Origin of the sequence: Alishewanella sp. HH-ZS (assembly GCF_001704375.1) — a bacterium.
GTDB lineage: Bacteria > Pseudomonadota > Gammaproteobacteria > Enterobacterales > Alteromonadaceae > Alishewanella > Alishewanella aestuarii.
In genome coordinates this window covers 1-5027 of record NZ_LZEJ01000073.1, presented here as the reverse complement: position 1 = coordinate 5027, position 5027 = coordinate 1, and the positions used below count along the sequence as shown (strand labels likewise).

Sequence of the window (5027 nt, the reverse complement as noted above, 5' to 3'; positions counted from 1 at the left end):
CTACTATTTGGCACAGTTATTTAGTTATGAAAAGATGCGGCGCTTGGTCGAGTCCGCAGAGGGTCGGCAAATGCTCGAGGCCGTGATGACCGGCAAGAGAAATTATGATGTACAGCACGCGCGGCTGATGGAGTTTGTCCGCGCTGGTGATTTTGCTCGCGCAGACAGTTTTCGGCATGAGGGCTTCACTGAGCTGGGGTTTCAGGTCACGGATGCTCTCAATCAACTTGGGCGCTATCAACAAACACGGGCGGAGGCTGCTGGCACGGATGTGTATAGCATTATCAACCAGGCCAATACCATGATGATCACAGCGATCGTTATTGCGGTTGGTTTAGTCGCCCTCTTTGCGTTCGTGTTTAGTCGCAGTTTATTACAACCGATCAATCAGGCTCTGAGTGCTACCGAAACAATCGCTAAAGGCGATCTGACACAACACTTTGATGACCAGAGCCGCGATGAAATGGCGGCGATGATCCGCGCGTTAGTACAGATGCAACAACAGCTGAAGCACACTATTGTTGCCATTAATGATTCATCGAATCAGCTATCAACAACAGCAGAAGAACTCAGCGTTGTTACTGAGCAATCAACCCGGGTACTCCACCAACAAAGTGATGAACTAGAGCAAGCCGCTACTGCAGTTACCGAACTTACCACTGCTGTTGAAGAAGTAGCCCGTAACGCTGCCGCAACATCACAGAACTCAGAGCTTGCTGAGGAACAGGCGAAATCTGGCCGGGACAAGGTCAAACATACCATCGCGACTGTTGCCGAACTTGAGCATGAAATTACCAATACCCACCAGGGTGTACAAACTCTGGCTGAGCGGGTAACCAGCATCAGCAGAGTCCTTGATGTCATTCGTGCTATCGCAGAACAAACTAACCTATTAGCTTTGAACGCGGCTATAGAGGCCGCCAGAGCAGGTGATTCAGGCCGGGGGTTTGCCGTTGTCGCCGACGAGGTACGGGCATTGGCGCATCGAACACAGGAGTCGACGAAAGAAATTGAAAGTATGATGCATGCCATTCAGGCGGAAACCAGTAATACCGTTAAAGCCATCAGCGTTAGTGCCGAAAAAGCCGATCGCACCCGGCAAATTGCACACGAAGCCGGCGCAGCCCTGGAACAAATTGCTGCTTCGGTACTGCAGATCAATGAACAAAACCTCACCATCGCCAGTGCTGCAGAACAACAAGCTACTGTAGCGCGGGAAGTTGACAAGAACCTGGTGAATATCCGAGATCTTTCATTGCAAACATCATCCGGCGCTAATCAAACCAGTGCCTCGAGCAATGAGCTGGCAAAGCTGGCGGAACAACTGCATATACTGGTACAGAAGTTTCGTATTTAATCGCCCGTCGGCGGCAACTCTTGTTGCAGCCAACGCGAATAACCTAAGACCCAATAACTAAAACCACATCTACGAAGAATAAACTATATGAAGCATAAAATTCGTTTAATTTTAAAATGCTGCCTGCCTTTACTTATCTGCCACCCCTTGCATGTCGCCGCCGAAGCAAGCTTTAGTCAGGGGCGCTATATTAATAGCGCTGCAGATTTTGCGGTGCTACCGCAGCGGGAGCGTATTGCTCCGGAAAACGCGATGCTTACAGAGCGGTTAGAGCAACTCTTGCCACAGCTGATGGCAGAACAAAACCTGGATATGTGGTTGGTACTTAATCGCGAAAAGGCCGAAGATCCGGTGTATTTTACGCTGGTGCCCCAACCCAGCTTTGCCGCCAGGCGCACCACTATGCTGGTTTTTAATCGCTTGGCTGATGGTACTATCGAAAAACTGACGGTAAACCGCTACCCGTTGGGCGCGCCCTACACTGCGGCCTGGCAAGGCGGCAGCCTCGATGAGCAGTGGCAGGCGTTGGCTGATTTAATTGTCAGCAAAGATCCAAAAACAATTGGTATTAACGTCTCAAAAGAGTGGCCGGTGGCGGATGGTTTAACCTCGGCCCTGCATAGCCGCTTAAAAGAAGTTTTACCACAGGCTTACCAAAGTCGCCTGGTGCCTGCGGAAAATCTGGTGGTGCGTTGGTTAGAACAACGTACTGCTACTGAATTGGCTGTCTATCCGCATATTATCGGCATTGCCCGTGGCGTCATTGCCGAGGGCTTTAGTAGCCGGGTCATTACGCCTGGTGTAACCACCACTGAAGATGTCGCCTGGTATCTGCGTGAGCGTTTTAGTGAGTTGCAATTACCAATTTGGTTTATGCCTTATGTCAGCTTACAGCGCCCTGGCACACCTTGTGATAAAGATACGGCATTTTGCGGCGAGTCCGGCGTTATTCAACGTGGTGATATTCTGCATACTGACGTTGGGATCTGTTATCTGAAGCTTTGTAGCGACACCCAGGAAATGGCCTATGTGCTTAAAGCCGATGAGGAGGATGCCCCTGCAGGATTAAAAGCCGCGCTGGCAACCGGCAACCGCTGGCAGGATATCCTGAAAAAGGAGTTTATAACGGGGCGTACCGGCAATCAGATTTTAAAAGCCACCCAGCAAAAAGCTCAGGCAGCCGGCATTCTCAGCAGTACTTACTCACACCCACTGGGATTTTTCGGCCATGCTCCGGGGCCCACCATCGGAATGTGGGATAATCAGGGGCCAACGCCAGTACAAGGCGACTGGAAGCTCTATGCCAATACTGCCTATGCGATAGAGGGTAACATCAAGCAAGCTATTCCAGAATGGCGAAACCAATTGGCACATATCAAGCTGGAGCAAAGCGCCTACTTTGACGGTAAAACGGTGATTTATCTGGCAGGCCGTCAGACTAAATGGCATTTGGTACGCTAAATCCCGGCAACAAAAGCGCAGGCTAGACACCTGCGCTCACTATCTCCCTTTGCTGCGCTCAAACCAGGTGAGGAAGTAATATAGCCTGCAAATTAACGCGCGCTTTTAACCGGGCAGCCAGCAGATAAAGACCGCCAATTTTTCGGTGCAAAAAGATTGCGTCTGCTGGCGGCGTATGCCAATAGTTCTGCTTCATACTGAGGGCCATACCGGCCTCGCGTAGCCGGTTGGCTAAATCAGAGGCTCCGAAATCGAAAGCATGCGGCTGTTTTAACGGCTCACAGGCCAAAGCAACTAACTCTAGTACCGCGACTTTCTGGGATTCGACGATATGCTGACTGAAAAAACCAATCTGTTGTAAGGCGGTTTCAATGTTGGCTTTATCATTTTTAAGCGCTGCGCCAAACAAGGTGCGATAACCGTCACTAAAATCCGCAGAATATTCGCGACAAGCGCCAAAATCCAGCAGGACTAACTGTTGCCGACGACCGTCGTACAGATAGTTGGCAAAATTGGGATCGGTCTGCACCAGGCGGAATTCAAACAATTCCCGAAATAATAGCTGAAACAGTAAGGTCATTACCCTATCACGTTCAGCTTGACTTGCCTGCGCCAGGCTTTCAATATGCGCACCTTCCACATAACTCATCACCAGAATATTGGCTGTACTCAACTCCGGAAAAACAATGGGCACTTGATAATCAGGGCTGGTAGCAAGAAGTTGACCGTAGCGGCTTAAATAGCGCGCTTCCAATAAATAATCCGCTTCATGCTTTAACTGCTGTTTGGCTTCTTCCAGTAAGCTTTGGTAGTCGACACCCTTTGGTAACAAGCCGCTTAACCGCAGTAGCGTTGCCACGTTATCAACATCACTATCAATACTTTGCCTGACGCCAGGGTACTGGATCTTAACTGCCAAACGTTTGCCGTTGTCATGATAAGCCTGGTGCACCTGACCTATTGAAGCGGCAGCCATAGGCACAAAGGTAAAATCAGCAAAATGCCGTTGCCAGTTATCCCCCCACTCCTGCTGCAGTACCTGGGCCAACTGCTTAGCTGGCATTGGGTTGGCACTGGCGCGTAGCCTTACCAGAATCTCGGTCAACGCTGGTGGTAGTAGATCGCCGGCATCCATCGACAATAGCTGGCCTACTTTCATCGCGGCACCACGCAGATGTGCCAGTTGCTCGGCGACACGTTTAACATTGCCAGGAGTTAACAACAAATCCTGTTTCGCTGGCAGATGGCCTTTGACAAGCTGGCGCGCACCTTCGGCTAACATTCCACCTGCGACCCTGCCCGCTAACGAAGCCAAGCTACCAAAACGTGAAAGTCGGTGTGCAGGGACCTTTGAGCTGTTTTGTGTCATAACACTTCCTAAGATTCATTAGCTCAGGTATACGGTGCAAAAAGAGCAGTGGTTGTCACTTAAAGCTGTATTTTATTGAACAGTGCTTAGACTTATCTGGTCGTAAGTGCAGCGGTTGATGTCGTTGCTACGGCTCGCTGTGATAAGTCTTTGGTTGCGTTTGGCTTAATCTGTTCTATCGCTATCGCAGAATGACTCCGGTACGGCGGGCGTACCGGAGTCTGGGTGTGGTGTAAGTGTTTAGTTTGGCGCTTTGTTCAGAAGCCGCTTGGTCACAGTGCGGTATGTCATTGATGGCGCGGATATAGCTCGCTGTGATAAGTCTGTTTTGTCTTCTCGCTTTATCTCTTCTATTACCATCTTAGGATGACTCCGGTACGACGGGCGTACCGGAGTCTGAGTATCGTGTCATCTTCTAGTTTGGCGCTTCGTACAGAGGCCGTTTAGTCGAAGTGCGATAAAGCATGGCGACAAAACTGCCGGGAGTAGTTTTGGACTGCCGGGAGCAGTATTGAGGTGCCTTCATGCCCCTCTCAGAGCTCGGGGCGTTCAGCCGGCGCCAAGCCAAACTGTTGGCTTGTCGTCTCCCGGCTTCACTGTACTACTTCGCATGGTATCGCCATTCAAAAATACCCCGATAAAGCATGGCGACAAAACTGCCGGGAGCAGTTTTGGACGTTGCGAAGCGACGGCCCGAAGGGCAGTGGGCAGGGATAGCCCACTGCAATGCCACCAGCGCAGCGCTGTGGCTGTCGTGCGGGAGTAGTACACCCGCGTAGCGGATAAAGCAAAAAGCCCACTCAACTGAGTGGGCTTTTTGGCTTTATGAGGTGCCTGGCG

3 protein-coding genes are annotated in these 5027 nt (G+C 50.7%); 2 read left to right on the top strand and 1 reads right to left on the bottom strand.

All coding sequences use genetic code 11. From position 1 onward, the window contains the following. Positions 1–1357, top strand: a 1357-nt coding sequence (locus A9165_RS16155; protein ID WP_065956651.1) for a methyl-accepting chemotaxis protein, incomplete at its 5' end; no start/stop codon positions are given. An 87-nt stretch (positions 1358–1444) separates the two neighbouring features. Then, a complete protein-coding gene (locus A9165_RS16150) occupies positions 1445–2818 on the top strand; it encodes a M24 family metallopeptidase (protein ID WP_008608624.1) in 1374 nt (457 codons plus the stop codon). A 58-nt stretch (positions 2819–2876) separates the two neighbouring features. Here A9165_RS16150 and A9165_RS16145 read toward each other — a convergent pair whose 3' ends face one another. Further along, a complete protein-coding gene (locus tag A9165_RS16145; protein WP_255365751.1) occupies positions 2877–4100 on the bottom strand; it encodes an AarF/ABC1/UbiB kinase family protein in 1224 nt (407 codons plus the stop codon). Positions 4101–5027: the final 927 nt, after the last annotated feature.